This is a genomic window from Raoultella sp. (assembly GCF_039594335.1).
Classification (GTDB): Bacteria; Pseudomonadota; Gammaproteobacteria; order Enterobacterales; family Enterobacteriaceae; genus Klebsiella.
In genome coordinates, this window is the sequence record NZ_JBCNNS010000271.1 from 1 (window position 1) to 2,966 (window position 2,966).

General features: G+C 56.0%; 2 protein-coding genes. One reads left to right on the forward strand and one right to left on the reverse strand.

Translation table 11 applies throughout. The annotated features are described in order from the left end of the window. Positions 1–620 (reverse strand): glycogen/starch/alpha-glucan phosphorylase (locus ACZAHD_RS22855; protein ID WP_462458757.1); only part of this gene is annotated, 620 nt, incomplete at its 3' end. Between the two features lie 624 nt (positions 621–1,244). On the opposite strand from ACZAHD_RS22855, the gene malT reads away from it, so the two are divergent. Beyond that, positions 1,245–2,966: HTH-type transcriptional regulator MalT (gene malT, locus ACZAHD_RS22860; protein WP_462458758.1), on the forward strand; the 1,722-nt coding region annotated here is incomplete at its 3' end.

Genomic DNA, 2,966 nt, shown 5'->3' on the forward strand with positions numbered 1-2,966 from the left:
ACCGGCAGGTCCCAGGCTTCGCCGGTAATGACGAACGCCGGCTGCCATTCGCCGTTTTTGCTGACTTTCCCGCCGATGCCGACCTGGACATCCAGCGCCTCGTTATGGCGGAACCACGGGTAGCTGTTACGCCCCCAGTCGTCCGGGGCTTCCATCTGCTGGCCATCGTCAAAGGACTGGCGGAACAGACCATACTGATAGTTGAGGCCGTAACCGGTCGCCGACTGCCCCACCGTCGCCATGGAGTCGAGGAAGCAGGCTGCCAGACGTCCCAGGCCGCCGTTACCCAGCGCCGGGTCTGTCTCTTCTTCCAGCAGATCGGTGAGGTTGACGTCGTAGCCTTTCAGCGCGTCGCTAACGCCCTCGTACCAGCCCAGGTTGAGCAGGTTGTTGCCGGTCAGGCGACCAATCAGAAACTCCATCGAGATGTAGTTAACGTGACGCTGTCCTTGCGCCGGTTTCGCTACCGGCTGCGCCGCCAGAAGTTCCGCCAGCGCTCCGCTGACCGCGCGCCACCATTGACGCTGTGTCATCTCGGAAGCGGACTGTAAACCAAAATGCTGCCACTGACGCGTCAGTGCAGCCTGAAACTGAGCTTTGTTAAATGAAGTCTGTGACATAATGAGATCCGGGTCCTTTACTAAAACGATGGCGCTAGTGTGCCGACCTCCCGATTCATCGTCCTCATCCCGACGGGGATTAGACAGGGAGGAGTGGCGGGGATGAGCGAAAAGTGTGATCCTGGACACTATAGTGTGGGTGAGAAGGCAAAAATATGCTGTAAAAATCACCGCGATATGACAATCGAGAGGTTACGTCCGCAGGGAAAAAATTTGTTACAGGCCAATACGCGCTAAAAATCTTTCCGCCTCTCGCCAGGTTATTAAAAAAATAAATAGAGAGCTCTGGAGAAATAAGCACATTTCATCACATTGATCCGCAAAAAAGATTACTTCTAAGAAATCACTGACAATAATTTAATAAAAACAAACAACTACTCTTCACATAAAATAAATCTCTCCCCGCTCCGCCAGCCGCCGCCTGAAAACCGCTGGCGGCGAGTTCTGCCTGCGATTTTTCCCCATTCTCAACCAATGTCAAAATTTGTGACATAGAGCAAATTCAAGAGCATAAAGTTCGGACATAACTTGCAATAAATTTCATAATCACCGACCTTATTAGATATTAATTACGAAGCGCAAAAAAAATCGCAACCTCTCTCTTGCACAGCGAAATGTAGAACTATGTTGATTCCGTCCAAATTAAGTCGTCCGGTCCGCCTTGAACACACTGTGGTTCGTGAGCGTTTACTGGCGAAACTTTCCGGCGCGAACAATTATCGTCTCGTGCTGATCACCAGCCCTGCCGGGTACGGTAAAACAACGCTCATTTCTCAGTGGGCCGCGGGTAAAAACGATCTCGGGTGGTTTTCGCTGGACGAAGGCGACAATCAGCAGGAGCGTTTTGCCAGCTATCTGATCGCGGCGATCCAGCAGGCCACCGGCAACCACTGCGGGGCCAGTGAAGCGATGGTGCAAAAGCGCCAGTACGCCAGCCTCTCCTCTCTTTTTGCGCAGCTGTTTATTGAACTCGCCGACTGGCAGCGCCCGCTGTACCTCGTCATTGATGATTATCACCTGATCAATAATCCGGTGATCCATGACGCGATGCGCTTTTTCCTGCGCCATCAGCCGGAGAATATGACCCTGGTGGTGCTGTCGCGTAACCTGCCGCAGCTGGGCATTGCCAACCTGCGCGTCCGCGATCAGCTTCTGGAGATTGGCAGCCAGCAGCTGGCCTTTACCCACCAGGAAGCGAAACAATTTTTCGACTGCCGTCTGACGTCGCCAATCGAAGCCGACGACAGCAGCCGGCTGTGCGACGATGTCGCCGGGTGGGCCACCGCGCTGCAGCTCATCGCCCTCTCCGCCCGCCAGAATAACTCTTCCGCCCAACACTCCGCCCGCCGCCTCGCCGGGATTAACGCCAGCCATCTGTCGGATTATCTGGTGGATGAAGTACTGGATAACGTCGACGCCCGCACGCGTAACTTTTTGCTGAAGAGTTCTCTGCTGCGCTCGATGAACGACGCGTTAATCGTGCGCGTCACCGGCGAAGAGAATGGCCAGATGCAGCTGGAGGAGATCGAACGCCAGGGGCTATTCCTGCAGCGGATGGATGATTCCGGTGAATGGTTCCGCTATCACCCGCTGTTTGGCAGCTTCCTGCGCCAGCGTTGTCAGTGGGAGCTGGCGGTTGAACTGCCGGAGATCCACCGCGCTGCGGCGGAAAGCTGGATGGCGCAAGGGTTCCCCAGCGAGGCCATTCATCATGCGCTGGCCGCTGGCGATGCCAAAATGCTGCGCGATATCTTACTCAACCACGCCTGGGGCATGTTTAACCATAGCGAACTAGGGCTGCTGGAGCAGTCGCTGTCGGCGCTGCCCTGGTCAAATCTGCTGGAAAATCCGCGCCTGATCCTGCTGCAGGCCTGGCTGATGCAGAGCCAGCATCGTTACAGCGAAGTCAACACCCTGCTGGCGCGCGCCGAGCAGGAGATGAGTGTGGAAATGGACACCGCGATGCATGGCGATTTCAACGCGCTGCGCGCACAGGTAGCGATTAACGACGGCGACCAGGACGAAGCGGAACGTCTGTCGATGGTTGCCCTGGAAGAGCTGCCGCTGGCCAACTATTACAGCCGCATCGTCGCCACCTCGGTGCATGGCGAAGTCCTCCATTGCAAGGGGAAACTGACCAAATCCCTCGCCGTGATGCAGCAGACCGAACAGATGGCCCGCCGTCACGACGTGTGGCATTACGCGCTGTGGAGCATTATCCAGCAAAGTGAAATTCTCTTTGCCCAGGGCTTCCTGCAGGCTGCCTGGGAGAGCCAGGAGAAAGCCTTCCAGCTGGTGCGTGAACAGCACCTTGAGCAGTTGCCGATGCATGAGTTCCTGCTGCGC